The sequence below is a fragment of the Thioalkalivibrio sp. ALJ21 genome, assembly GCF_000378605.1.
Lineage (GTDB): Bacteria > Pseudomonadota > Gammaproteobacteria > Ectothiorhodospirales > Ectothiorhodospiraceae > Thioalkalivibrio.
The window spans coordinates 77,987-102,178 of sequence record NZ_KB905158.1 but is presented as its reverse complement, the minus strand read 5'-3'; the positions used below and the strand labels follow the sequence as shown (position 1 = coordinate 102,178).

Annotated in this window: 19 protein-coding genes; 4 read left to right on the top strand and 15 right to left on the bottom strand. The window is 58.5% G+C overall.

All coding sequences use genetic code 11. The features are described from left to right. Positions 1-14 precede the first annotated feature (14 nt). Positions 15-611 carry a hypothetical protein gene (locus tag F579_RS0113270; protein WP_231376173.1) on the top strand — a complete coding sequence of 199 codons (597 nt, stop codon included), beginning with the start codon at positions 15-17 and terminating at the stop codon, positions 609-611. Positions 612-635: 24 nt separating this feature from the next. Here F579_RS0113270 and F579_RS0113265 read toward each other — a convergent pair whose 3' ends face one another. From F579_RS0113265 to F579_RS0113195, 15 genes are all read right to left on the bottom strand, one after another. Continuing rightward, a complete protein-coding gene (locus tag F579_RS0113265; protein WP_019025534.1) occupies positions 636-1,208 on the bottom strand; it encodes a PH domain-containing protein in 573 nt (190 codons plus the stop codon). Positions 1,209-1,243: 35 nt separating this feature from the next. Further along, complete coding sequence (locus tag F579_RS0113260) at positions 1,244-2,365, bottom strand: hypothetical protein (RefSeq protein ID WP_019025533.1); 1,122 nt, start codon at positions 2,363-2,365, stop codon at positions 1,244-1,246. A 6-nt stretch (positions 2,366-2,371) separates the two neighbouring features. Further along, positions 2,372-3,715 (bottom strand): ATP-binding protein, encoded by a 1,344-nt coding sequence (locus tag F579_RS0113255; protein ID WP_019025532.1) that lies wholly within the window; start codon positions 3,713-3,715, stop codon positions 2,372-2,374. A 37-nt stretch (positions 3,716-3,752) separates the two neighbouring features. Continuing rightward, positions 3,753-6,671, bottom strand: coding sequence for a hypothetical protein (locus F579_RS0113250; RefSeq protein WP_231365834.1), 2,919 nt, complete (start codon positions 6,669-6,671; stop codon positions 3,753-3,755). Positions 6,672-7,002: 331 nt separating this feature from the next. After that, the gene (locus tag F579_RS0113245) at positions 7,003-8,265 is read right to left on the bottom strand and encodes a hypothetical protein (RefSeq protein WP_019025530.1); all 1,263 of its coding nucleotides are present in this window, start codon (positions 8,263-8,265) and stop codon (positions 7,003-7,005) included. Positions 8,266-8,287: 22 nt separating this feature from the next. Continuing rightward, positions 8,288-8,968, bottom strand: coding sequence for an HNH endonuclease (locus F579_RS0113240; protein ID WP_231365833.1), 681 nt, complete (start codon positions 8,966-8,968; stop codon positions 8,288-8,290). Next, on the bottom strand, positions 8,949-9,341 hold the full coding sequence (locus tag F579_RS0113235) for a hypothetical protein (protein WP_019025528.1): 393 nt from the start codon (positions 9,339-9,341) through the stop codon (positions 8,949-8,951). The genes F579_RS0113240 and F579_RS0113235 overlap by 20 nt, the downstream gene beginning before the upstream one ends. Before the next feature lie 88 nt (positions 9,342-9,429). Then, positions 9,430-10,011 (bottom strand): hypothetical protein, encoded by a 582-nt coding sequence (locus F579_RS0113230; protein ID WP_019025527.1) that lies wholly within the window; start codon positions 10,009-10,011, stop codon positions 9,430-9,432. 40 nt (positions 10,012-10,051) lie between these two features. Then, positions 10,052-11,599 carry a hypothetical protein gene (locus F579_RS0113225; RefSeq protein ID WP_019025526.1) on the bottom strand — a complete coding sequence of 516 codons (1,548 nt, stop codon included), beginning with the start codon at positions 11,597-11,599 and terminating at the stop codon, positions 10,052-10,054. Positions 11,600-11,611: 12 nt separating this feature from the next. Further along, a complete protein-coding gene (locus F579_RS0113220) occupies positions 11,612-12,796 on the bottom strand; it encodes a DotG/IcmE/VirB10 family protein (RefSeq protein WP_019025525.1) in 1,185 nt (394 codons plus the stop codon). Further along, positions 12,796-13,788 carry a DotH/IcmK family type IV secretion protein gene (locus F579_RS0113215; RefSeq protein WP_019025524.1) on the bottom strand — a complete coding sequence of 331 codons (993 nt, stop codon included), beginning with the start codon at positions 13,786-13,788 and terminating at the stop codon, positions 12,796-12,798. The genes F579_RS0113220 and F579_RS0113215 overlap by 1 nt, the downstream gene beginning before the upstream one ends. A gap of 14 nt (positions 13,789-13,802) precedes the next feature. Beyond that, positions 13,803-14,573, bottom strand: coding sequence for a DotI/IcmL/TraM family protein (locus tag F579_RS0113210; RefSeq protein ID WP_019025523.1), 771 nt, complete (start codon positions 14,571-14,573; stop codon positions 13,803-13,805). A gap of 58 nt (positions 14,574-14,631) precedes the next feature. Further along, positions 14,632-16,101 carry a replicative DNA helicase gene (locus F579_RS0113205; RefSeq protein WP_019025522.1) on the bottom strand — a complete coding sequence of 490 codons (1,470 nt, stop codon included), beginning with the start codon at positions 16,099-16,101 and terminating at the stop codon, positions 14,632-14,634. Then, the gene (locus tag F579_RS0113200) at positions 16,098-16,961 is read right to left on the bottom strand and encodes a hypothetical protein (protein ID WP_019025521.1); all 864 of its coding nucleotides are present in this window, start codon (positions 16,959-16,961) and stop codon (positions 16,098-16,100) included. Before F579_RS0113200 ends, F579_RS0113205 begins: the two co-directional genes overlap by 4 nt. Before the next feature lie 3,171 nt (positions 16,962-20,132). Beyond that, positions 20,133-21,455 carry a replication initiation protein gene (locus F579_RS0113195; RefSeq protein WP_019025520.1) on the bottom strand — a complete coding sequence of 441 codons (1,323 nt, stop codon included), beginning with the start codon at positions 21,453-21,455 and terminating at the stop codon, positions 20,133-20,135. 239 nt (positions 21,456-21,694) lie between these two features. On the opposite strand from F579_RS0113195, the gene F579_RS0113190 reads away from it, so the two are divergent. Genes F579_RS0113190 through F579_RS0113180 form a run of 3 tightly spaced genes read left to right on the top strand, consistent with a single transcriptional unit; the run spans position 21,695 to position 24,105 of the window. Then, positions 21,695-22,603, top strand: coding sequence for a ParA family protein (locus F579_RS0113190; RefSeq protein WP_019025519.1), 909 nt, complete (start codon positions 21,695-21,697; stop codon positions 22,601-22,603). Next, entirely contained in the window at positions 22,596-23,711 is a 1,116-nt protein-coding gene (locus F579_RS0113185; protein WP_019025518.1) for a ParB/RepB/Spo0J family partition protein, read from the top strand. Before F579_RS0113190 ends, F579_RS0113185 begins: the two co-directional genes overlap by 8 nt. Further along, the gene (locus F579_RS0113180) at positions 23,695-24,105 is read left to right on the top strand and encodes a hypothetical protein (protein WP_019025517.1); all 411 of its coding nucleotides are present in this window, start codon (positions 23,695-23,697) and stop codon (positions 24,103-24,105) included. Before F579_RS0113185 ends, F579_RS0113180 begins: the two co-directional genes overlap by 17 nt. Positions 24,106-24,192: the final 87 nt, after the last annotated feature.

Below are 24,192 nucleotides of genomic sequence, written 5' to 3'. Positions count from 1 at the left end.
AAACGAATGATAGAATGCTTAAAGAGCATAATATCAATGAAATAATAATATCACAAATGTGCAGGGGTTGGTCAATGACGTACAGCGAGCTAAAGCCTGGGTCCGTTGAGCTGGTTATCGGAACTTTCGAAAGCGCGGTGGGCGCAAAGGAAAGCTCGGAAGTGACCCATCTAGAGGAGGTTATCCTCAGTAATGGAGGGGGGAAAGGCTTCACCTCGACGGTCATAAAAAACGCAAAGGTAAAGAGCGACATATGGCGGCCGCAGAAGCATCAGGAGTTGCGCTTGATCGTTGCGCGCATGGGCGGCGGGGAGAAGGTGATATGCGGCGTCAAGACGCCGCATGAGGGGATCTTTGAGACCGGCCTGGTCCAGGCTTACAAGTCGAAAAACGCGAGAAATTCGTGGCTGTCTCTGGCCGTGGTCGGAATTGTGTTGGCCTTGGGGGCGATCACCACATGGCTGGTTTCGTTCCTGGCTCTGCCTGCCATCGTCACCGGCCTGCGCAGCATGAACGCTATGAGGCGGAATCCATCAGCCAGGGAAATCCTGCAGGTCGCAGCAAGCGAGGATATGCAGCAAGCGAGAGAGTCCCCCATCCAGGAGATCTAGCGGGATCTCGCTCACCCCGCCTTCTTAGCCGGCCGAAGACACATCCAGCTCCCGCACCCCACGCTCGAGGCGCTTAGCCTCAGACAGCGTACGAATCGACATCCCCACGTTCTCGGAATCTCGGATCCCGACGAGGTGAAATAGCGGCCTTGACCGATCGGACGTCTGGACTCGGACCGTCCCCAGGCCGAAGATCCTGAGCAGCAAGGGCTTCTGCAGCTGGTAGTCTTTGACTCGATAGAGCTCGACGTAGTCGATCTGCACATTGAGGACGCCGACCCTCTTGAGGATCTTCTGATCCGTCACGGTGTACCGAGTGAAGTACACGACCAGGTAGCACCAAAAGGCCCACGTCAAAGGCGCCAGAATCAGGCCGGAGTAAACCACGGCAACATGATTCTCGGTGACCCCCGTGAATGGCAGGGTGTCAGCGACCCACTCAGCAGGCCACGCAGAGCTGGCGTAGAAGGCCAACCCAAAGAGGGCTAGCATCAGCAAATAGGTGCCGAGATTCGTGATCTGTGAGGGGCCGTCCGCCCACTGAGGCGTACCCGCATGAGCCTTGAAGGCAAGCTCGTTGTCTTTGTCGGTGATCATGTATCGTGCTGCCCTGTGTCTGTCGGGTTCGAGGCCTAGGTAAGCAACTCGTCGACCGTGTCGATCCCGGTTCCAATCAGCGTCGAGAGCTCGCTCCTTGTGATCGGCATATTCGCCGCCGGACCAATCACGCGGTCAATCTCGGAGCGAAGCGCGGAGAGGGATCGCTCGATCGCCTCGATTTCTTCATTGGCATTGCGCCCCGAGGAAACGCGGGTCCCGTGCAATCCACGCAGACACTTGCGGAGTACGGTCTCTGAAGGAGCCCGAGACCGCTGCAGGATCCAATTCAGGGAGTCCGCATAAAGCGCCCAAGGAATTGAGGTCCGATAACTCTGCCTGGCGATCTGCGCGTCTTTTTGTGTCAGGAGGAAGCCCAGGGCCTTCGCGCACTCCTCCAGGAACGACGGCTCTGTTCGGGCTCCATTCGCCTGGCAAACGGCCTGTAAGTCAGCCTTGTCGCTCAAGGCGAGAACGAAGTCGACCGACCGTCCAAGATGATTTGAAGCACCTGCGGCGAACTGAGCCTGGTGCTCGTCAAGGTCAATTGATAACCAGCCCCGCCCCCTCTTCGTGTCCGAGCTGAAGATGCGGTCTGAAGCATCCGGCAGTGGTTTGGCTTGCTCTGAAAAGCTTTCAGCTTCGGGGAGTCCGGCCAGGCAGCCGGGGCCCATCTTTGCCCTGGAAATGGGGTGAAGGTAAGTCGAGCGGTCAATCACGCAGAAGCGCAAACCATCGCCCAATGCCGGTCGGTTCGGTGACCAGGACCAGGCGGCCCCACCTTCTTTCGGCGTTGCGTTGACGCGAGCTGCCTGGAAGCCGTGGATTAGCCCTTCGCCGAACAGCCCCGGAGAAAACGCCACTGCCTCCGGGCATTGCCCCAGGCTGTTCCAGAGCACGATCCTCTTCGATTTCCACCCTTTTCGGCTGACCCTGAGAAGAGTATGAGAGAACGAGGTGAGGATCGGGATACCTGCGGGGAGCGGCGTAAAAAGATCGCCATCGTCAGCTTCACGCCGCCGGTCAAGGATCTCGATGAAGAGGTCGTCCGGATCCGAGCACGGGAAAGGATTGGCATCGGGACGAAATGCTGAAAGCCCCCGCGCTATCGACTCGCGGCAGATCTCAAGGGGTCCCTCGCTACCAGCGGGTGCCATGGGGCGTCACGACCCAGAGGCCACGCCTGAAGCGTTCTGCTCCTGCGGCGGAAGCGTGAGGTGATAACGATTCTGCGTGGTGGTCGAGCGCTTAACCTGGACCAGAAGGCGGCGACGAGGGATCACCATAGTCATGAGCTTCTCGTCGATCCTGAGCTTGCGCGCGCCCGTAGACCAGTGCATTTCATCAAGGCCGAGAATGATTTTTGTGGCCACAGACGAAAGGAAGTCGTCGGTGAAATGGCTCGGGGACTGACTCGCGGCCATCAGACCAACCCCAAACTTCCGCCCTTCCTTCGCGATCGTGTCGATAATGTTCTCGGAATCCCCGGACATATAGCGATGCGCCTCATCGATGACAACGATGTCGACGAGATCCTTAGTCGGCCCCCTGGTGTACGCCTCCTCCATCACCTCCTGGAGGCGAAACAGCGTGAACATCTTCTGCTCCGCGTTCGAGATCGCTGTCATGTCGTAGTGCCAGACTGGGACGCGATCATCAAAGGGAGGGGTCTCGTTCTTGAAGATGCCCGAGGCAGCAAGGTTCTCTAGGCGGTCGGAAATGGACCTCAGGACATCCTTGGAGCCGTAGCGGATGTACTGCTCTAGCTCGCGCCCAGTGGTGATCGATTCGACATACTGCGAATAGGTATCGATCACTTCGGCCTTGGTCTTGTCGAGGTCTTCAGGCTCGATTTCTCCGTTCGGGTCCGGTTTTCTGAGTCGATTCAGCTTGGCGACTTTCTTGTTGAGCTGCTCAAGTGAAGCAGTGGCCTTGTTGTCGCCACCGAGATACAGGGACTTCAGCTTGTGGTACGCGAAACGCTGGGCGTCATGAAGCGTTGGGTGTTTCTTCGGGTACTTGCGCGACCGCCCATCATCCAGCTTCCAGCTCTCCACCTTGTCCAGGTAGAAACCGTTCGCGGCGTAGAGGTCGACCAAAATGCTACGCAGACAAGCCTCCTGCCGGTCACCCATTCGGCGCGTAGACCGATTAATGGTGTCGAGGAAAAACTGGATCTGCTTCCGGGGCCCCCCGAAATGAGGGTCCGGATTAATCTTCAATGGATTCAGCCCGTATGGGGACTGCTCCGAGATCCGCGCACTAGACGCCTTTGGGCTGGCAAGGTCGCCGTGCACGTCGAACAGATGAACGCGAGGCATCCGGGTCATTCCCTCGGATGTGTTCAGCATCCCGCGAATGATCGAGCGGATCGTGTGGGTCTTGCCCGCACCACTCATCCCCATAATGAGCATGTGCGGATTGACCACGGTCTCGAAGTCCCATCCAACGGTCTCGATCTGCCCCCGCTTCTTCGCGTGCGCATCGACTCCCAGAGTGAAGTGCATCAGCTGTGTCCTTGGTTAGTCCTGGGTAGCGCTCAGGTTACGATGCTGCGGCGATGCTCTCTTTGACTTGCATGCGGTGCTGCTCGGTGTGCCACCACTCGATCACTTCATCCGCAAGGTCACCGATAATCGACTCGCTCTTTTTCTGATACCCAGCTTCGCTCTGGTTGTCGCTATCCATCCGCTTCTCGATCTCGTTTTTCGCAGAACCGCTCGGGAAGCGGGCCGCCAGAGCGCGCCGGGCCTCCTTGTCGCCAATCCTGCGCCCCATTTCGTCTCGCAGCTTGGCATCTTCCGATGTGGTCGAAAACGCCCACAGCTCCATCGGTCCCTTGGCGAACTTGAGAAGCTGGTAGTTCCACCCAGTCTTAGTCTGGTGCCGGAAGATCATGGATGAGCCGCCGGCCTTCGGTCCATGAATGTAATTGTTCTTCATCAGATTGAGCTCGGTCCTGGAGAGACCAAAGATGTCTTGAATGGATTCGATCTCGGCCGCGTTTGCCCCACCCAGGATGAAGATGTTCGTCGCCATGCGAACCATGTCTGCGTCGAAGTCCTGTACGTTCTGGGAGAGCACCGCCACTTGGACATTCCACTTACGACCTTCGCGCATGTCGAGGGCAACCTGCTGGCGAACGGCGAGAGCCTTGCGGGTACGGTGGAATTCATCGTACACGACGCGCCGATCGGATTCGGAGATCTCGCGAATGCGCTTCTCGTGGTACTTCTGGTATTCCTCCGGGAAGAGACGGAGGTGGTCGTACACGAGGTAATAGTCGGACGCCAGCAGGCGCCGAGCGAGCATATACATCACAGCGGTCTGGCGATCCGCATTGTCGGATCCAGACGGCGCGACGTCGTTCAAGTCGATCGCCGCGACACGCGCAGACGAGAAGTCTGTCGTGGTCGGGCGGGAGAAGAGCGGAAATTCGCGCACCACCGAGGACATCATGCGACTGAACGCCTGGTTCAGCGGTTCACCCCCGGCCCCGGACGTAAACACTCCGGCTTTTTCCCCATACATGTCAGATACCGTCGGCGACTGGGAGGCAATGCTGCCAAGGTCCCCAATGAGAGGAACCGCGTGCCGCTGAGCCTTCTTGGCTTCTAGCGGAAGGCCTCGCTGGAACAGTGCATCGACCAGCTCCCACCAGGTAGTCTTGTCATCGTAATCGTAGTCGGGAAGGTACTCATCCATCGCCTTATCGACGTCCGCGTCGATCCCACGGTGATAACGCGTAGCAGTCGATGGATCGGCCTTCTGAGCGTAGGCTTCATCGATGATGACGCCGATCATTTCTGGAAGGTTCTCGTACGGCTTTTCACGCCCGACCGGGGTTCCCAGGAGCGTCAGCAGGTTCACAATGAACGACCGCTCATGCGGGAGCGGGAACCGCAACCCCAGCTGTGTATCCAGCGGGTTCACCGAATCCTCCGCCCTCATCGTCATCTTGTGATGCACAGCCTCGTGCTTGCGACCCTCCGGAAGGTTGTCGCGCAGCAGCTTGATCAGGCCGTGTGACGAGGGACCGATATCAATGACGGCGACGTAAGGGAGCTGCTTGATACCGGCTTTCATGGCAAGGCCCATCAGGATAGCGTTCGAGAGAACACTCTTCCCCATGCCGGGCTTCGCGAAGAACAGGTCGATCCAGGTGGTCTGTTTCGAGGACCCTGGCTGATACGGCCAGATCTTGTCGTCTTGCGTCCGGAACATGACCGCACCCGTCTCCCAGCTGGAGGCCGCCCTCGAGGTGGGCATGAACATCGCCGCATCATGGGAGGGTGGGTACGCGGCCGTCGCGGGGCACTTGAAGGTAGCCCCCACCGAAGACGACACAAGCGCCTCAGAAGGGCTCCCGACATCGTGCACTAGATCCGGGTTGCCCCAGCTCTGGACCGCTCGGGTCAGCTTCGCCTGGTTGCGCTTGAGCTCCTCGAGGTTCCGGGCCCACGTTGCCACAACCGCCTTCATTCTGATCGGCGACCCTCCTTCGAGGATCCGGTCATCCATGGCCTCGATCTCGCGACGGATGAGCTTGTTCTCCTTGTGAAGGAACGCAAGGAACCCGGTCACCAGGTTCTTGTACGTAACGTCGTGCCCCTTCCCCTGCTGCATGTGAAAGGTAATGCGCCACGGGATGCCGGCATCCCGGATCCGATTGAACAGCACCCCGAAGCGGTGAATGTCCTGGGGGAAGAGCTCGAACAGCATGGGCGAGTAATAAACATCCCCTACGCGCACGTAGGTCGGCTCATGCGGAACCGGGTCATGGGGGGTCCGCGCAAGCTGCCAGTCCAGCCGCGGCCACAGCATGTCCGAGTGGTCGCGCTCTGGAATGTCGCAGTCAGTCTCACGCGGATGGATGCGGTCTCCGTGAAGCGTTGGGCGCCAATCATGAGAGGTGAAGCTGGGGTCGATCTGGGACCTGATGGTGTTCGCCGCCTCGTGGACCTCCATCTCGCGAGCCACGAGGTCTGCATCCTCAAGAGACGCGAGCACCGAGGAAACGACACCCCTGTGGCTATCGTAGATATCGGACACCACCTTTAGGGGGTCTGGCGCATCTGGATAGATAAAGGGAATCTTCTTTTTCGCTTCCGCCGACTTCTTCGCATCCATCTTTAGGATTTCGGGCTCAATCGCGCTCGGGTGGGTCCAGATGGCGATGTAGTTCTCTTCGTGCACGCAAAGCCGGCTTACGACGTCCACGTTCTCATCGATAATATCGCCCACGTCGAGGCCCATGGCCTTTGCGGACTTGCGGGCCGCCCGCATCGTGTACTCAACGTCACTCCGGGTCCGCGCGGGGTCCTGAAGAAATCCCCAAGAGATAGAGTGCCCCGGCTTCGAGAAGATCGTGTCGAACATCTGTTCGATAACGGCGTTGGTATCCTCGATCTCATCGTCGCCCGGGATTTTCGTTAGCCCAGACACCATAATCAAGGTCATCATGGATTGATCTTTGCAGACGAAAGTATGCGAGTCCGCAATATCCTCGAGAGCGATAGAGTTATGGACCTGCTGGCTCAGAAGAGCAGTCGTTAGGCGAAGTAGAAGACTCATTGGCTAAGCTCTTTTGCGATGTTGTTGAGTGCGACTTTTCGGGCCTTATCAGAGCTAAGGTCCATAACACGGTCGAGGGTAATTACGATACCACGATGACCATAAGATGTCATTTTCCCTTCAAGGCCATAATTGGCACCATACGGGGACAAAAAAGAAAGATCGCCCGATACAAGATCGGACATACGGGCATTTGAAGAGCGTGACAACTGGCTGCCTCCTATGCTGGGGCGCCGACAGGCCGGTTAAGCTTCCTCTTGGAAATGCTGGAATCCCGAATGAGCCACATGGGCGGAGTCATCCCCTGCTGCATGCAGACATCCAGGGCCTCTTGGTACTTGCGGGGCGTCAGCGAGACATTCACGGCGCCACCCCCGTAAGACTGAACAGGGATCCCAGCCCTCTGGAAGGCCTGAGCGGCGCGGAAGCAGATCAGGCGGTCCCAGGCCCTCATCCAAATCGACATCGGAGCTGGGATCCGATGGCGGGTTCCCGCCGTTGAGTCAGAGCGCAGCGAAGCGAGAACCATCCAGTAGTTCTCGGCGACAATTCCATTTGAAAGACTGACCGATCCCGCCAGGCCGTTCGCGGGCGGCCGAACGCCAGCAAAGGGCATAATCGACGTGTACCCCTGCCCGACGAGCACCCCCCGTATAGACACGCGACCATGCTGAACCATCAGCATCGCCTCGTGGACCGGCACCCACTCGCGTACGGCCTCCTCCCCGCTGGGCTGCAGTAGAGAATCAGCGGTCGCATCAAAGGCCTCAAAAGACAAACGAATGAGGGCTGGTTGCTCGGTCCCTACCTCGTCGAGCCATGCATAAAGGGCCGAATCTCCCCCGCCCGAATCGCGCTTCGCTGAAGGCGGGGGCTCCCCAGTGTACTGAGACCACGCTCCATCCGGGATTGGCATCCTCATGAGCGTGTCAGCATGCTGGGAGCGAGACCAACGGAACCGGACCGCTCGCGCGCCGAGCGTGCCGCGCATGGCGCAGACGTGATGCGTCTTGTGAGCGTTGATCAGCGCCAGATCCGCCACCCTCGAGCCATACGTCGAGGGGGTCACCAGATTCTCGGTAACCGCGGGCGCAATGGTGTCGCGCAGACTTAGCCCAATGCGCGAAAATTCATATTCGTTGTAAGCGATCGATGAAGCCCTATCAGCGATTTCAGACAGCAAAGGGACGGAGTCGAAAGGGTTGTCCCGGGGCAGGCCGAGCTCGTCCGCAATGGCCGAAAGGTCTGTTCGAAAGAAGTTGCTGCGCCTCAGATTCCCCCCGATCGAGCGATAAGAAGGGAAGTCTTGAACGCCTAGATTGGTAACCCAAAGGTGGTCAGAAGGTAGGTCCTGACGCCCATTCACTCGGAAGGCATCGCCACCAGCCTTGGAGGCCCATCCGCCCGATGGCTTATAGGGGGTATCGAAAAGAACAACCCCAAACGGGGTCCGAGAAGGCCCAACGTCATCGATCCGGTGCATATGCAGAGCCCAGCCTCCTCGCCTATTTCACCAAGAACTGCTCAGCTATCTTCCCCCATGAGCCTTCCGGATACTGCCGGTAGACCTTAGACATCCAGTAGTCAATCTGCTGGGAAAAAATCGGCGACTCAGGAAGTGGGACAACCCGTACGCCACCCAGGAAACGGCTCCTGTAGTCGTAGAGCTTGTGCTCGATCGAATGGAGCGACTTGGCCATACCCTCCGGGGTAGACATCTCCGCACCGAACAGCTCGAACATGAGGTGATGCCGCTGAATAAGCGCACCCCACAGCCGTTCACTCTGCTCGACAAGGTAGCTGTCATCGCTCGAGCCAAGCATCACATGAGCATGGAAAAGCAGGTTGACGTCGCCCTGCTCCAGCTCAGGTATGAACGCCAAAACACCAGACTGATGCTTTGCGACGAAATCCAGACTTAGGACCTGCCGGCACAGAGGGCAGCATGTCTCCAGATTGGAGGGGGACAGGTTCCCTATGTCCTTGTCCTTCGCGTGCACTTCCTGCCATTTCTGGCTTCGAAACCCGCAATACGTGCAGGTGAAGTCATCCCTCTGGAGGACTTTGGCCCTCGCCTGGGAATACTTCTCTTTGTCTGGCGCAGAAGAGGGGCGCCCGCCGGGCGCCCCTCTGTCGACCGATATAAAAAGAGAGGCCGAGGCCATGTTAGAGACCGAAGGCTCCATCCTCGATTGATCCGCTTTGGCTCTGATCACCACCGAACATGGTGTCACCACCAACCTGGATCATGTAGCCCAGATAGATCAGGCCGACGCCGGCGGCGAAGTAGACGACCACAAGGCCCAGTTTGCCCGGCTCCTGAGCGCCGCGGCCACCCATGCTCTTCAGAGTGAAGAAGCCGATCACGAAGAAGATGATGCCGACCACAAAGGCCAGCGCGACGGCTGCCATACCGAGACCCTGGAACAACTCGATGAGGTTGTTGAAGATCCCGACCAGCCCCCCGGTGTTCCCGGACTGCGCGAAAGCGGTGGACGGGAGAGCGGCAGCGGTAGCGGCAAGAGCGCCAGAAACACCATAACGATAGAGCGACTTCATTGGTTGGTTTCCTTTTGGTTAGTTCATTTATAAAGATAAGACAGGCGTAGTTACGGAATCAAGGAAGTTCATATTCAGCTGGATAATATTAGGTATGCCCTCCCTTCAAGAACTCTGCTACGTCGTCAAAGAAGGGGAAGAGCCACCCCAGTAGCTCAGCCGCCCGTATGATGTCGATAAGGATGATTCCACCCGCAATATGGGCGATCACTGTGCTGATCTTGCCGTCTCCAGGCTGGGAGTATTCGCTACCAATCATCCGCATCTTCATGATGCCTTTGATGATAAACAGCAGACCCACTAGAGCGAACCCGTCAACAATGAGTCGAGCCCGAAGCTGCATCTCGTTGCCCTCTAGGCCGCTAGAGATGCTCGCGTTGGGCTGCCAGCTGGTCGGCATTTCGGCCCCTGCAGGGTGGAGGCTGCCGTCCGAATCGAACACCGTGTGGTGCGTGGCCGCAATGAAAGAGAACAGATAGATCAGAAACGTGCCGGCAACGAAGTACATGATCGTCGCGGTCCAGGATGGATTTTGCCCTCTCCCGTGACCCGCATGACTCCTGAGGCGAACGAACCCAATGACGAATAGGATCATCCCGAGCGCGAAGGCCACCGCGACGGCCAGCGCTCCACCAGCATAGATCGCCGCCAAAAGATTGGTCATGTTCATTGACAGCTACCCTCGAGAAGTCCGGTAAGGTGAGTGCGCATCAGCATTCGGAGGAAGGAGCCCCGAGGGGTTCGCGATCATTCTCGAAGTAGATGCAACCGCTAGAATCGATCGATGCGACGCGTCCGAAACGGACCAGGTTCTCGCCCTCATACAGGGGGAACTGAATCTCTTCTCCGAACCGGTTCTCGCGGATAATCGCCGCTCCCTGTGTGGCCCCAATGACCACAAGGTCACGCTCCAGTGGGAAGCGATCATTGACCGACTCGCTGGCTGCCGCCTGGCTCGGCTCGGTCTTGGGCTCTTTGGTCGGCTGGTCCTGGGATTCCGAAGCGCCCTCTTCGCTCGAGACACCGCGCTGGCCATCGGCCAGGTACAGGTCGACATCTGCAAAACGCGTATCGAGTTCAGCACTCATGGCGCGGATCAAGCGCGAACGCTCCTCCGCAAGGCGCTCCTGCAGGCGCTCCTCAATGAGTGCCTCAATCGTTTCCGAATCGACCATGCCGTTCGTAGAAGAACCGAAGTCGTCGCCTGCCGGCACCCGGTCTTCTTCCTGACTGTCCGCAATGGGGCCCACGGAAGACGAAAAATCGAATCCCTCGCCACCCCCGGGGCGGTCGTCGCCGCTCTCTTCCGTGGCCGCGATATCAGCTGTGGCGTCGAGGGGCGGAGGCTGCTGCTCAGCACCACCACCACCAAACATCGACGGAAGGATGATCGCCCCGAGGGCGACCACCGGAATAACCACCGCTGCCGCCATCATGCCTTTGCGCACGAGGTCGCCGCGTTGTTGGACTCCAGCAGAATCGGACGCATCACCAATTTCGGCCGCGCCATCCTGATCCAGGGACTCGAGCTCTGCGTCGAGGTTGTCGATCGCGCTCAGCTCATCCTCGATTGAGGGTGCGTCGCCATCGGAGCCTTCAAGCTCGGCCATCGGATCGCCGTCCATCGCCGGCTCCTCGTACTCGTCGGAGTCCTCCGTGGAGTTCGACAGGTAAGGGTCAAGGCCAGCCCCAGAATCGTCGATCTCGTCGTCAGAAAATCCCTCATCGTCGGGCTCTTCTGGCGCATCCCGAGGTTCAGGGGCAGCTTCGCTGCTTTCGAGCGACGAATCAGCAGGCGCATCCGTATCGGTCGCCTCCGGGATATCGGCCTCCGACAACCCAAAGATTGAGTCGCTGTCGTCCTGGTCGGTCGGGAGTCCGACCTCGTGAGGCTGCTCTACCTCGCTGTCAGACTTGGCGCTCTCTCGCTCAAAGAACGTGGAGTCATCGACAGCTTCCTCTAGGTCTGAGATGTCATCCGCTGCGGCAGATGTGTCGGGATCCACGGTCGACGAAACCAGGTCCTCGAGAGGATCCGGAAAATCCTCTTTTTCTACCGATCCGCCCACGTCCTTTGCGAGATAAGCGGAATTCTCGGCCCCTTCGTCCGCTGAAGCCTCCAGCGGGCCGGGCGCATCATCGCCGTTGTGCCCATTGTTCTCCGGCGCCGACGCCGGCACCGATCGCTCGTTCCCCTCGATACCCGCAAACAGCGGGTTATGCTCTTCGAGTCTTTGCTTGTCGTCGTTGCGGCTCATCAGTTTCGTACCTTAGTAGTCCGGTTGGTTGCGCATGTCCGGAAGCCAGTCGGCCTCAAACTCATTCGCGAACATGATCCCGACCATCTCGCCCTCAGGGACGCGAATGGTGGGCGGGCGATTGAAGTTCTGCGCAAGGTTATCGATCAGGACGTCCCCTACCCGGCCAAGGCCGCCGATGACGTAATCACGCGTTTGGGCTTCCCGGCCCTCGGAAATAACCGCACCATCAACGACGGTCGTTTGACGGCCATCAGACAACATGACATCCCGGGCTCCTGATGCGAACCCAGCCAGGAAAAGGCTGCCGTAGCGAGAGATGATGTGGCGATTGATGTCAGCTTGAAGACTCGTCTTTTTCAGGTCGGCGTCGACGAGAACGGCGTTGACCGACGCCGTCCAGTCCTCGAACGTGATCGTGTTAATCCGGGCTACAACGCGTTCGCCGACGAGTTCGAATCCACCCATTAGTCGGGCACCCTTAAGCGGGCCGTCAGTGATGTAGACCCTAATCGGCGATGGCGTGTCCGAGTTGATACCGGTATCCAGAACGCCAACAAACAGGTCGCCAGGTAGCACATGTCGACGCTCAGGGCGCTCGGGCGGCCATGTATCGCCGCCATTGTCCGCGTCATCATCGCGGCCCGCGCCATCGTCATGCTCGCGCTCCCAAGGGGAGGACAGAATCTCCACCTCTTCCCCGCGGGAGGTTTCTCGTTCAGCGAGGCGGGACATTGCGCTCATCGCCACGTTGAAGCGCTCCTCGCTTACTTGGACCGGCTCGGGTTCCGGTTCGCGCTCCGGCTCGGGCTCGGGCTCGGGCTCCGGTTCTGGCTCCTCACGGACCGGGATCACCTCCCCAACATCGGCGCGCCCAAATTCCAGGCGCTGCCGCGGCATAAACGAGTCTCCAGAGCTTCGAGCTTCGTCACGCGCTTGATTGTCAGCCTCCTGCCGGAACTCGTCGTATCCAGGGGGGCGCTCACCCGCTCCCCTCTCCCGCGAAACCGGAGGCGCGGACACTACGGCTCGGCCGTCACCTCGATCAGCATGCGGGTTCTCTTCTTCGCCACCCGACCCCGAAAAAACGTAGTTCAGCGTGACAATTACGACCACCCCGAATACCGCCATTACGCCCCAAAAATTGGCCTTCCGGCGACCACTGAGGCGCTTATAGCTTTGAGTGAACTTACTCATTATCGGGCGCTCCTTCTGCGGTCGACATAGTCATCAAAATCAATGTCATCGAGGACAAACTGAACCGTTCGGCTTTGCCCCCCTTGGGACATCACGAGAGAGGGAAGGATGTCTTTCAGCTCGTACACCCTCCACCCATCGCGGCCATGAAGGATCGAGTCCGCGTGAGAGAGCAGATCCAATCTCGTGCGCACAACCATCCTGTTACGATACTTCCATGCTTGCACTTGAGCATCGAGGACGGGGATCACCTGCGCGTCACTTGGCGGCACGCCATCGAGGAAGGATGTGAGCGAGGGGTCATTGATGGTTGGCACGTCCGTGGGCTGGCCGGCCTTAAGACGCTCCCGCATTGCACCTGGAGTGAGCTCCGGCATCGTCATAGTTCGAAGATAGTCGACCGTCTCCTCACCATTGACTAGGTGAATCATCAAGGGGCTGGATCGACCTTCTAGCATGACCGTGAAGTTTGACGGGCGGAACGCTGACGTAGCGTGTAGCACGATCACGTTTTCATCGGCTTGCTGAACCGAGTAGGCCTCCGAATCCCCGATAGATACCGGGCGCACAGGCCACGGGTTTCCAGCGGCATCCAGGAACGCTACCGACGTGTCATACCCAACCCTAAGGTAGAGCTCGGGCGGCGGCGCCGAAGGATCCGTATCAATACGGGTCGTCGAGATTTTCGGCTTCACTGGCCGAATCTCAGACGAGCTCGCACGCTGGACCTGCTCCACCAGGCTCCGAAAAACCCGAATCTCGTCAGGCGTCAAATCGAGCACACCAGAGGCGGCCCCCTGGAATGCCGGCACGGGCAAGGGCGGCGGGCGCATCGCATCCAGAACGTCCGGGTCTACGGGATCCATTGAGCCCGGGGCCGCCTTCAGGGTCGAGCCTTGTTCCTCGGCGATCGCGCCGCCGGACACCCCCAGCCCAAGGACGGCGGCGAGGATCGCGAACCGCAAAGGCTCCAGTCGATTCGGTTTGGTCATTAGAGTTCCTGGACTTATTCGAAGATGAACTGATTGATTGCGACGCCATGCGGGTGCTCAAGAGTCGGTGAGCGAACAGCAAGGATGACGATCGTGCGCTCACGCGTACGGGTTCGGATGTCGGCGCCACGGATCGTTTCCACAACCGGCACCCGGATCTGCCACGCCAGGCGACCCTGGGACTCACCCTTGTCAACGATAATCGGGCTGCCATTGAGGGTCGTGTTCATCACGATCTCGTCCGACTGGATACGGGATACCGTTTCACTCCGGATGAGCGCATTTCGGTATGCGGTGGCACCAGACTCAGTGAAGCACTTATCCGAGGCCTGGGTGATCCGGCGATCAAGATCATGGAAACCCATGGTCCAGGCCTCTGTGACGCACATACCAGCCCAGTTACGCAACGTCGTGTCCGTTAGGTTTGGACGCGAAAGGGGCGTCATTTCAGTCAGCGTGCCATCGGGGTTAGTGGCGAAATAACGAGGGGCCGGCTCATCCTGAGAACCCACATAGATGATCCCAAGCGCCAGGACCACATTCACGACCATCGAGACGGTCAGGACACGAACGGCGACCCGGAATGAATCACGGAAAAGGATGCTCTTAATCGCAGACGCAAACGCAGAGTCGTCCGGCTGCTTGCGCGCCCGGCGCTGCGGTCCCGGCTTCGTTTCTGCCGCACCCTTGCCAGGGCCGGAACCGCCCACGCCCTGCCCCTCCGTTGCGGCAGCGCCCTCTGTGGCGACCTTTGAACCGCCTTCATCCTTCTTCTTGCCAAACATCGTTATCCCCCAAGTTAGAACAAAGAGCGCGGCCCCGAGAGGCGAGCTCGATAAGCCATCAATGCCTGTTCAAATTCTCGTAAACGCCCTCTGCCGGGTCGTAATCGCGGAAAGTCAGGTATTTCCCTTCCCACCTAGCCCTGATCGGGACTCCGACTTCGCCGTGGCGATTCTTGCAAGCCGCGATCTCCGCAATCCCCTTATCGAGCGTCTCTTCGTTATAGACCTCGTCTCGATACAGGGTGAACATAAGATCGGCCTCCTGCTCAATCGCGGAAGACTCCTTAAAGTCAGCCATCATTGGGCGCTTGTTCGGCCGGTCCTCGACCTCTCGGCGAACCTGAGAAAGGGCGACAACGGGGATCTTAAGATTCTTAGCGATGCTCTTCAGTCCTGAAGCGATCTGCGCAACTTGCTCCGAACGATTTGCTCTTTCGTTATCCGGCTTGATGCGCTGAATATAGTCCACAAAAAGTATATCTAGCTTATTATGATGTTTCCAGTGGCGAGCTTGGCGAAAGATATCGTCAATGGTTAAGCTAGAGGACTCATTGATCCAAACGGGATAGCTAGACATCTCCTGGATCGCATACGTTACTTTGGACCAGTCCTCGTTCGTCATCTTAAGAGGCTGCCGAAGATGTGTCGCACTCAGGCGACCCCGGATCGAAATGCAACGGAGCCCGAGCTGAGAGGCCGGCTGCTCTGTGCTGATAATTCCCGCATGCGCCGGGCCCCGCTTGCCTGCCCTGGTGGCGGCTCCCATCGCGGAATTGAGCAGGAACGCCGTCTTGCCCATCGCTGGTCGAGCGCCAATAACAATGAAGTCGGAGTCGCGCCATCCGCCCGTCGCCTCATCTAAGCCCTCGAGGCCCGTAGGCACGCCAGGAAGCTCACCATCAAGATCCATGACGTCTTCCAAATAGCCGACGCTTTGAGACAGAGCGTCGCGCAGAGAGAGAGAAGCTGTCGCCTCATTGATGGTTAAGGACATCAAATCCTGGATGACGGAGTCGATAGACGCGATTCCATCCGTCGCGATCCTGGATGTAAGCCCCCCAATCATCTCGATCGCCTGGCGCCGGCGACCCTGGTCGCGGATCGTTGTCGCGTAGTGCGAAACATTCTTCACGCTGGCCAGGGAGTTGGTGGCAATGTCGGCGACAAGGCTGGACCAGCTTTTTGGTGATTCGCGCTCGAGGGCCCCGGTCACCGTTACCGGGTCAATCGGGGTGCCGCTAGCATCGAGAGAGATGAGCACAGAGAACACCCTGCGATGCGTGTCGACAGAAAAATCTGTCTCACGAAGACCCTCCTGGACCACCTCACCGATAACGCTAGAGTCCTTCATGCAGCAAGCGAGGACCTCGCGCTCAAACATCATCGTTTTGTCGCTGGTGGCCTCAGTCGGCGAGCCGCCCTGCTCCAATGACGCAAGCTGGGCTACTGACGCAGCCATTCCAGCCGCACCGTCGGACTCGACGCGGACGGCTTGCTTTTGCAGCGCATCAAAAGCGGAACCGCTCATTTCGAACCCCGCTGAGCGCCCGCGGGCTTATTGGGTTGCTGATCATCTGTCCCGCCAAGCCCCTGGCCCGCGAATCGACCGCCACGGAGATGCTTGCGCATAGCTGCGAAGTCGACGTCGGGCGCCACAGGGGATTCAACAAGAGCATCGCCGGCAGGGGCCTGGTTTAGGAGCTCGGCTTGAGGGTTCGGCCTCGGGCTGTGAGCAGGGGGCCGACTCGGTCGCGCAGCATTGGGGGATGGCGCAGCATCTTGGGGTTTCGGGCCGGCGCCGCCGTTTGCGGTGTTGAGGAAGTAGATCAGATGCCGACGAATACCCTCGGGAGTTTTTCGCTTTTTCGGATTGGCTAGGTTCCACTCGCGGGCCTTTCGGAGGGTTTCCAGCACGTCGATGTCGCGATATAGGTCAACCCACGCGAGGATGTCCTCCGCCGGAACGAGCCAGTCATCTCCAGTACGGAGGGGGATATAAATCTGCGGCACGGGCTCGCCATCACCGAACGTTCCCACGAGGTCGTAAGACTCGCCCCTTTTCGGAGGGGACGGGTAACGATAGGTTGGGCGATGGACGTATTGGCTCGACCAATGCGCGTCAGCCCAATAGACCTTCCCGTCATTTGCTGTCCATTCGATCAGGAACCCCCGTGAGACAAGCTCTCCAATGAGGCCGTCAGCAGCAAGGAGCGCTTCCGCGTCACCAGGCAGAGCCTTTGAGACCACGGTTTTTGCGTTAGCCGGGAGAACGCCGCCGTCATCGGCAAAATTTCGCATAGCCAGGTAGACCAGCCGAGCCGCATAAGAGAGCTCGAGAAAGGCGTCATCACCCCAAATGTCCGGGCTTACAGTCCGCTGTCTTGCCATCGGTAGAGATCGTTCCGTGTCGTGATATTGCAATACTACATACGCAAACCGTTCTTGGCAATGGAGTGAAGACTGCTAGGAGCGATCCGTGCGGCCTCACGGAATTACGGAGCACGCACGGGATAGCAGTTACAGCACACGGGATAGCGGTTACGCCAAGCACGGGATAGCGGTTACACGGCACGGGATAGCGGTTACGCAGAGCGCCCTCAAATTGTCCTTTTTAATACGTGAATACAATGACTTGCGGACTTGCGCCGCGGGAGGATAAAAAAAAAGAAAAAAGGAACCTAAAAGAATACCCCTAACCGGAGCTCCAAAAAGCCCGCTGGGCTTTCCGGGGATCCGGCTGTATCGACCTGGTTTCAGTGTCCCAACGAGCGGAGAGCGACACTGCACAAACGGTATCACCCGCAAAACCTTGGCTGACCAAGAAGGAGGGGCCGGCTACGCCAGCCGTTCGTGCTTCCACAAACACAGACGCTTTCAGCCGCCCTTGTTTGTGGCGTCCTATCGACCCTTCGCAAGCACCCTTCGCCTGTGTCGAAAACGGCGAATCAAAAACCAGCCCTGCTAAGCGATAGGTTCGCCCTGCCCTACCACTTCTATTATCTGCAGACCCTGGAGCCTATCCTGCCTGTCGTGGGGTCGGACAGCGGAAGTCTGATTCTTCCGCATAGGGAGCACACGAGTCCCGATATGAATTTGGCGTACCGGGCTGCGCTCCCGACTTTCCTTCCGATTCAAGGTTAGCGCGCGCTAACCCCCCCCTCCCCTTCTGCATGAGCCAAGGGGGATGAAGCGGGAATCGCTCGACATGTTTGTTTGCGTGGCGTTGTCAATTGGCCCTTGCTGCAGATCTAAGGCCTTTAACTATTTGATTTGAAAGCGCATAGCCCTTCCGCGCCGACGTTTCTGGCCAGCGTTCTTGAAATGAGAAGGCCTTGGCACGATCTACAGGTCCCAATTCCAGCTCCAGGCGCGTGGGTTTCAGCGGGTTCAGAATTAGATCTTGGATCGCGTTGATACAGGGTTAGCGCGCGCTAACCCTCTTGCGTCACTGGCGCTGGTCCGAATGATTCTGACGGCCGGATGATTCGGTCAGGCCAGAGCTCACTATGTTTATTCGCCACGGCTGAGCCACTCGATAGATGACGCGACAAGCTGCGAGATCCGCGGGTCGTTGCGATGTGGTTTCCTGTGATCGCCCCACCCTTCTCGCGGTTAGCGCGCGCTAACCGGAGCGCTGTCCCAGGGATGACTGCGCGATCTCAGATCGCCTTCGAGCGTCCAACCTGCTGTCAGTTGACGTTCGGTGTGGCATGGACAAGCCGAATATCCTGACCAGTGAATCTGTTCACGCGCCCGCACCCTCGTCTTTCGGTTATGCAGTGTGTGCAAAGAGCCGCAGCTCTTTTGTCGCCCTGCCCTGATTTTTGGCCTCGCGCCCCTCTTTCAGTTTATGGGTCTTTCCGGCCAGAACGAGGTGATCTTGGTTAGCGCGCGCTAACCAGGCCTCCACTGTGATCTCACGCTCGGAGCACATCGAGAGCTCGTCTTCTGCTGCGGACGGAACCACTGAATACCTTGTCCGAACGGTTAGCGCGCGCTAACCCTCTTTCGGATTCCACTCGGTGTCCAGCATTCTTTCGTCAGTGATTGCTGTTATTCGAGAGTGTCTCGCCGTGCTCATCATGCGCGGCGATCCATGAGGGGAAGCACAAGGAGCGTGACGCAACAACCAAATGCCCGCATGGGTGTTAGCGCGCGCTAACCCTCAACCGAGGCCTGTTGACCCGGCCTTCGAAGGCTTCATGCGTCGCCTGAAATTGGGATTTATAAGGGGGGGGCAAACGGGCGTCTATTTTCAATCACTTATGGCGCTCGAAATTTGGGATTTATAAGGAGGTCAATCATGCCTCCATGGCGCGCCATTTGAACGCCAACGCATTGCGGGCCTGGAGCGGATGATTGCTCTACAAATCTTGATTCCGATGAGCCGGCATTTAAGCCTTTTTCGGCTTGCGTTGCATATCGCCCAATCGACCTCGCGGCAACCCCTAGCCGGGCAAGACGAAGCCTTCCGTTACCGAAAAGTCCGGGTGGTTAGCGCGCGCTAACCGTGCGTAAACGAAACCACTAACAAGCCGGGAGTTCACGATCAGATCCTTTCAAGGAGAGGTCTTCTCGAAATGCGGTGAGTCGAGGCGGTAGGTTATCGCGGGCAGATGACGGCCCGGCCAATAGGGCGGATCTTGTACCTGCGCATTCTCATCCACCCGGCCCAAACGCTTAACTCGGTGGGGCAGACAGACCCTTAGGGGTGCACGCCATACGCTTCGTATCCGGGGTGGGGTTAGCGCGCGCTAACCAGGGTAGGCGGACGATGAAGCCGGGCAAATTCCCGGCGATCGGACACGCGTGGAAGCGAGGATTGCGCGTGGGAGTCGGCATCTTGATCGGTAATTGATCGGCCGTGGGCGGGAGAGTTAGCGCGCGCTAACCCTAGCAGTGACTGTCCGAAAGGGGGTGGGGCGCCACAAAGATTCCAGGTCAACTGCGTCCGTGACCTTGTCGCTGCAACCAATAGTTCGTCCGCAAGATAGCCCCAAGAGGCGGCCGACGAAGCCCATCAGTCGCCCAGGATGGGCCATTTGGGTGGGAACCCGGGGGTTGGTGTACCCCGCATAATGGGCACGAACCGGCCTGCATAGGCTCATACCGGACCTAACGCAGAGGGGAAGGGTGGGGCGCATGGAGTCCTGGCGCGTCAGCCCGTCACCGCGGTCAAGCGCCGCCAGTCTGGCGATTCGGTGACGGTCCCGGCAGTGCAGGAGCGATCGGTTAGCGCGCGCTAACCCAAATACGTCGCGGCGTGCCTTCTTGTTTGGGGTGGTGTTGCGCCCACAGAAGCCCGGGCCCATTGAGGCCAGGGGCAGAAGTTTCGCGCCGCGACAGAAGCCTTTCGATAGCTAACGGCCTATAGAACATAGACGGCGAATAGACATAGGCTATAATGACGTGAAAAATCGACCTCACAGGATCGCGCATGCTGGCCGTTCGCAACCAAGGATGGGCGCTGGCCTATCTTTGCGGGTATCGCCCCACAGAGGGCGCCTGAGGCCGCCTCTAGAGACTGTGGTTCCTGGGCAAATTCCAGAACCCCAGGTCCTACTTTGCCTCGCGCTGCCGCCTCAGCACGGTCCCAACGAAAAGGCGAAACTCTTCTTTGATGATTGGATGGTCAGCCCCTCCTGACTCGAGATGAATCTTGGTCATCCCGGACGCACTCGATTCGAATCTCGCCCACAGATCCTTGACCTGCTGTTCGGGGAGCGCCTCCAAGTCGACGTGGTCCTCGGCATCTTGTTCGGATCCCTGGCCGACGGAGCCGGTGCTGCGGCCCGGTGCATCCTGGGGAGGGGCGAGAGAACCGGAAGGGGAGGGGGCCTTGTCAAGATTTTGGACCCGCGTGCGTAACCATTTCGCCGCGTAGCGAATCTTTCCAGCCGCGTTTAGAGCCATGAAATCTTCTGTTGCCTTGATGACGGCCTGTGTTGATCCGCACTGGGCTACCGATCGAGCATCAGAGTCCCCAAGCCCGGCACGCTTCAGGGCCCTCAGAGCAGAGGGATCGATCTCCGCAAGAGCGTCGCGGCCGGAATTCTTATGGGAAAACAGAAAGCGCACGGATGTGACTTTCCTGCCGCGTTGATTGAGCTCAACGCGAACCTTGAAGCCGGTGTGCTCAGCGACATCCTCAAGGGCTGGAATCAGGATGTCTTTCTCGAACCAGCTCCATGGTGCCGATGTCTTCTTCGGCCCAGCGAACAAACGCAGCCAATCCGAGTAGTCGACCCAACCGGTGCTCCCGGTTCCAATGAATCGACACAGGACCTCGTAAAGCTGCTGCCCGTGCTTTCTCTTAAGAGCGAGCATCTCCTGGAGGTTGATGTAAGCGTAAACGCTCGGCTTCAAGACCAGGTCTTCGATATCGGGGTTCACCCTGAACAGGACCTCCCCATTTCGCTCGATCCGAACCGACGGGAACAGAATGCAGCGCTCCCATAGCGCGGTGCCCTTGTCAGCCTTCGCTTCTGCGCTTTCGGTGTCCTTGTCACTGTTATCGTCGAGCTCGGGAACATCGTCGTGGAGCAGATTCAGCTCCAGCGCGACATCCTGCAGACCACGCAGCTGGTTCTTCAGCCAGGTGATGTTCCGGGATGTGACCCCCATCACAGCCGCAATGTCTTTGGTGTGAGTCCGAAAGTAGCCTTCTTCCGTGCGACCCTGACCGTTCCTTCTGGACAGCGAGGCCTCCTGAAGGAAGAGGTTCGTCAGTTTGCGCTTTGCCAGAGATAGGCTCTCGGCATTGCTGTGAACGAGCGCGACGTGCTTCCGAAGAGGCCGAGCGGTAAGTCTCTCGTGCGAGTCTATACTGCTGATTTCCCAGCCTTTGCCGGATTTCCCGCTGACAGGTCCAGTATTCCCCACAGTCACTCTCCGTCCGATTATCCCCGCAATTTCTTGATTGCAGGATGGTCTTTTTCCCTTACAGAAACCAACGAATCCGTCGCAAATGCCTGTTTTGACGGCGCTGTTTCCCCGCAAAAGGTCTTTATCTGTTCTTAATCGCTAAACCATCAAACCTGGAACAGTGGTTGTATCCTGATGGGTTAGCTGACAAGATGTCAGTAACAGCCAAACAATAGCAGACAACAACAGGGGTAACCATGAAGGCACCGGGTGGGCTGAGAGTCATCTCCGTCGTCAACAACAAAGGCGGCGTTGGGAAAACCAGTATGGCGAAAGCCATCTCCGAGTATTTCGCCATCGTCCATGGCAAGAGTGTCCTGGGCATCGACGTTGACGCGCAATGCTCGTACTCCCTTCGCTACCTCGAGATGGAAGCGGAATCTGACTCGGACGGATCCTACAAGCCACCGGTTTCTGAAGAGTTCGACCCAAACGATCCCGAGATGGCCGGCTGGAACGGTAGGTCATGTTCGGCCGACCTGTACATGGACATGACCTACGGCGTTACCCCGTACGAGACGCCTTATCACGGCATCCATGTTCTCCCGGGGTGGGGTAGCAAGCTCCGGACTATCGAGCTGGTCCGCCGAGAAGAGGTCGAGCTCCGGATCCTCGCTCGCATGCGCGAGTTCCTCTGGACGGAGGATATTGCCGATATCTACGACATCGTGGTCATTGATACGCCGCCGGCAAAGAGCCCGGTCACCCGCTCGGTTCTGAGAGCCTCGACGGATCTCGTAATCCCGACCAAGCTCGACCAGGTCTCGATGGAAGGCGTCTATGGCATGCTCCGCTTCTACAAGGACGAAAAGCACCGGCGGGGCGGCGATGACACGCCTCTCAACCTCGTCGGAATCCTTCCCAACATGGTGCGAAAAAACACCCGCCAGACCAAGCAGATGATTGCTTCTCTGATGGGGGAGGGATCGGTTCTCAGTGAGTATGTTCTGCCTCACAGCGTTGGATTGCGAACGGCGTTTGATGCGGTGAACGCAAAAGAAGATCGCCCGGACTCAGTATTCCAGCTCTCGCAGAACGATCCGGCAAGGGTTGAAGCGCAGGCGGCCTGCGACGAGATCTGGAGGAGAATGAACGCCAATGGCTAAGCTAGGGCAGAAAAAGCGCCTAGGCATCAACGATCCTCTGAAGAAGGCGTTTCAGGAGGTCATGTCGGATGCCTCGGGTCAGGCATATCACGACGAACTAAGCGTCGACCTGGTCGACATTGATCCGAACAATCACCGTCAGCTCGAGATCGAGCCGGGAGATATCCGGCGTGATCTGGCATCGCTTGCAGAAGGGGAGGAGTCCTTTGCTGAGGTTCTTTCGCGCTTGGATGCTCGCGATCTGGTCAACGACGGCGTCAGTCTGAACGACCGAGCGATCCAGGACCTCGATGACCTTCGAGAGACCGCACTTTCGATCTTGGCGGTTGGTGTGGTGCAGAGCATCCGGGTTTACGCCCGAGGGAATCGTTATTCGCTGATTGCCGGTGAACGTCGATATCTCGCGTCGCTGATGGCTGGGGCCCCGACGATTCCGGCGAACGTGTTTCCTGACCCCCCGCCGGTTACAAAGATCCGGCTGATGCAGTACGTGGAGAACGTGCATCGTGTCGACCTGAGCCTTTACGAGCAGGTGATCGCTCAGAGGGATCTCGTGGACACCATGTCCCGAGAGAAGGGCGGCGAACGTGTTACGGGGCCTGAGATTGCCAAGACCTTGGGGCTTTCCCGATATCGAGGGTTTCAGGTTCTGCGCCTCGCCTCACTTCCAGAAGAGGTCATGGGGGAGCTGAGGGAAGGCCGTATCTCGTCGAAGAAGGTCCTGGAACGCCTTGCCTCTGCACACGAGGCTTTTCCCGGAGCTCAGTTTCGGCAAATGCTCGACTCGGCAGTTGCGGCCACCAGCGAGAGGGATGCCCTGGAGAAGATCGCTCAGCTGGAGAGCCAAGGAGAGTCGGGTGATGCCGGTGCCGCGGCGCAGCAGGAAAAGAAGCCAGGCCCGAAACGGACCGAAAAGACGAGCCTGGGCTCGGTGCCAGCGAAGAAGGCGACCTTCATTCTCCGGACCCTCCTTGAGTCAGAAGCATTTGCGGGGATTGAGATCGGCATCGAGCCGTCTGCTCTGGATGGCGCGGATCCAGCCGAGATTCGAAAAGCATGGAAAAAATTGATCGAGGCGATTGAAGACCAAGATGACGAAGCAAAATAAGAAACCGAGGACGCTGAAGATCAATGCGGAGCCAATCGTGGGGCAGGCCCAGGGGCGCGCAGTGCGCGTGGTGATCCCGGCGTGGCTCCTGCGTGAGATGGATGCTCAGGTCGAAGAAGAATACGGAAAGAGAGGGCGTTCGCGCTGGGTAGATGAGGCCGTGATCGACCTCGTGCAATACCCGGACTGGAAAGATTGCCTCTTTGCGCCGAATTCAGCCCTCGGAACAGAGGGGGGGTCGACTAAGCAATTCAGTCTGTCCCCGGCTGGAGCCGAGGCGCTAGAGAAGGCGATTGCCGAAGTCCGTCGCGACAACCCGTATGTTGAGGGGGTAATCTCTGAGATCGTCCGGACGGCAATTTCTCAGCGCTTGCTTCGTCCGCGCGGCCGGTAGTCCGGCAAGCCAGAATGAGTGAAGCCGCGGCCGTAGTGGTCGCGGCTTTTTGTTTGTCCGCCTGAAGCGGGATAGGTTGCGTAAGTG

Coding starts and splice junctions, on each gene's coding strand:
- F579_RS0113270 (WP_231376173.1), top strand. CDS start 15: ATGCTTAAAGAGCATAATATCAATGAAATAATAATATCACAAATGTGC.
- F579_RS0113265 (WP_019025534.1), bottom strand. CDS start 1,208: ATGATCACCGACAAAGACAACGAGCTTGCCTTCAAGGCTCATGCGGGT.
- F579_RS0113260 (WP_019025533.1), bottom strand. CDS start 2,365: ATGGCACCCGCTGGTAGCGAGGGACCCCTTGAGATCTGCCGCGAGTCG.
- F579_RS0113255 (WP_019025532.1), bottom strand. CDS start 3,715: ATGCACTTCACTCTGGGAGTCGATGCGCACGCGAAGAAGCGGGGGCAG.
- F579_RS0113250 (WP_231365834.1), bottom strand. CDS start 6,671: ATGATGACCTTGATTATGGTGTCTGGGCTAACGAAAATCCCGGGCGAC.
- F579_RS0113245 (WP_019025530.1), bottom strand. CDS start 8,265: ATGCACCGGATCGATGACGTTGGGCCTTCTCGGACCCCGTTTGGGGTT.
- F579_RS0113240 (WP_231365833.1), bottom strand. CDS start 8,968: ATGGAGCCTTCGGTCTCTAACATGGCCTCGGCCTCTCTTTTTATATCG.
- F579_RS0113235 (WP_019025528.1), bottom strand. CDS start 9,341: ATGAAGTCGCTCTATCGTTATGGTGTTTCTGGCGCTCTTGCCGCTACC.
- F579_RS0113230 (WP_019025527.1), bottom strand. CDS start 10,011: ATGAACATGACCAATCTTTTGGCGGCGATCTATGCTGGTGGAGCGCTG.
- F579_RS0113225 (WP_019025526.1), bottom strand. CDS start 11,599: ATGAGCCGCAACGACGACAAGCAAAGACTCGAAGAGCATAACCCGCTG.
- F579_RS0113220 (WP_019025525.1), bottom strand. CDS start 12,796: ATGAGTAAGTTCACTCAAAGCTATAAGCGCCTCAGTGGTCGCCGGAAG.
- F579_RS0113215 (WP_019025524.1), bottom strand. CDS start 13,788: ATGACCAAACCGAATCGACTGGAGCCTTTGCGGTTCGCGATCCTCGCC.
- F579_RS0113210 (WP_019025523.1), bottom strand. CDS start 14,573: ATGTTTGGCAAGAAGAAGGATGAAGGCGGTTCAAAGGTCGCCACAGAG.
- F579_RS0113205 (WP_019025522.1), bottom strand. CDS start 16,101: ATGAGCGGTTCCGCTTTTGATGCGCTGCAAAAGCAAGCCGTCCGCGTC.
- F579_RS0113200 (WP_019025521.1), bottom strand. CDS start 16,961: ATGGCAAGACAGCGGACTGTAAGCCCGGACATTTGGGGTGATGACGCC.
- F579_RS0113190 (WP_019025519.1), top strand. CDS start 21,695: ATGAAGGCACCGGGTGGGCTGAGAGTCATCTCCGTCGTCAACAACAAA.
- F579_RS0113185 (WP_019025518.1), top strand. CDS start 22,596: ATGGCTAAGCTAGGGCAGAAAAAGCGCCTAGGCATCAACGATCCTCTG.
- F579_RS0113180 (WP_019025517.1), top strand. CDS start 23,695: ATGACGAAGCAAAATAAGAAACCGAGGACGCTGAAGATCAATGCGGAG.